Here is a 1,397-nt window from a genome sequence, read left to right as displayed (position 1 = left end):
GAGGACCCGCCGACGCCCGTGGCGGGTGGCCGGGGTGCTGCTCACGACGGTGGCCGTGCTCCTCGGCGCCGGCGGCCACGTCAACCGCATGTACGCCGAGTTCCCCACCCTCGGCACCCTGATCGGGATTCCGGACCACCGGACCGTCCCCCTCGCCGACGTCCTCGGGTCCGATCCGACGGCCGTCGGCGACGACCTCCCGCCCGGGACCGCCGTGGAGGACGTGTGGACGCCCCCCGAGAACATGCCGACGAGCGGGGCGATCACCGAAGCGCCGATCCCCGGGACCACGTCGGGATTCGCGGCGCGGCCCGCGCAGATCTATCTGCCGCCGGCGTACTTCGCGCAGCCTCGCCCCCTCCTTCCGGTCCTCGTCCTGCTCGCCGGCCAGCCCGGCACCCCCGAGGACTGGGTGGTCTCCGGGAGGTTGCCGGTGATCGCGGACGCGTTCGCATCGCAGCATGCCGGGCTGGCCCCTGTCGTGGTGGTGGCCGATCCCCTCGGGGAATCGCTGAGCAACACACTGTGCGTGGATTCGCCCCGGGGCGACTCCCGGACCTACCTGACCGTCGACGTCCCGAGGTGGATCCACGAGAACCTGCAGGTCGCTTCCGGTCCGATGTCGATGGCGATCGGTGGGCTGTCCTTCGGCGGAACCTGCGCACTCCAGACGGCCCTGTCCGACCCGGACGTCTTCCCGACCTTCCTCGACATGTCGGGGCAGCCGGAGCCGACCATAGGAACCCGAGCCGACACCGTCGAGCAGTTCTTCGGCGGAGACGAGGCGGCGTTCCGCCGGAACAACCCCGCCGACCTGATGGCGACACGGCGCTTCCCCGGGATGGCCGGAGCGTTCGTCTACGGTTCCACCGACACCGAGTACGGCCCGGCGGCCCGGGAACTCTACTCAGCGGCGGTGGCCGCCGGTATCGATGCCCACCTCACCGAACTGCCCGGCGGTCACAGCTACGCCGTGTGGTCCGCGGGGCTCGAGCGCGAACTACCCTGGCTCGCCCGGAGAACGGGGCTCATCCGATGAGAACGACGGTCTCCACCGCGCGCCGGTACGCGGCCCGGGCATGGTCGACCTCTCCGGTCACCATCACACTGCTCGCCGTGATGTGGGTGGTGGCCGCGGTGACCGGCACGGCGACCTTCGGCCCGGGCCCCGAGTGGCTCGACCGGGTCGCGGCGGGGTCCGTGTCGCTCGGACACGGCCACCTCTGGACCCTCATCACGTCCGGGCTGTTCGTCTCCGGCCTCGGCGGTCTCCTCGCCTCCACGGCGCTACTGCTGGTGGCGGGGCCGGTCGCCGAGCGACTCCTGGGCGGGGCCCGCCTGCTGGCCGTGGCCCTCATCTCTCAAGTCGCGGGCGTTCTCGGCGGTGTCGGTCGCGA

The 1,397-nt window shown here is 72.1% G+C and carries 1 protein-coding gene and 1 pseudogene; both read left to right on the top strand.

All coding sequences use genetic code 11. The features are described from left to right. A partial coding sequence (locus G6019_RS15830) for an alpha/beta hydrolase (protein ID WP_241726104.1) occupies positions 1–1,039 on the top strand: 1,039 nt, incomplete at its 5' end. Then, positions 1,036–1,397 (top strand): annotated as a pseudogene (locus G6019_RS15825) (rhomboid family intramembrane serine protease); the annotation flags it as partial. The gene G6019_RS15830 and the pseudogene G6019_RS15825, both read left to right, overlap by 4 nt.

The organism is Dietzia sp. DQ12-76 (genome assembly GCF_014145045.1).
Taxonomy (GTDB): Bacteria; Actinomycetota; Actinomycetes; order Mycobacteriales; family Mycobacteriaceae; genus Dietzia.
Note: the sequence above shows the minus strand (reverse complement) of the source record. Positions and strands in the feature narration are given on the sequence as shown.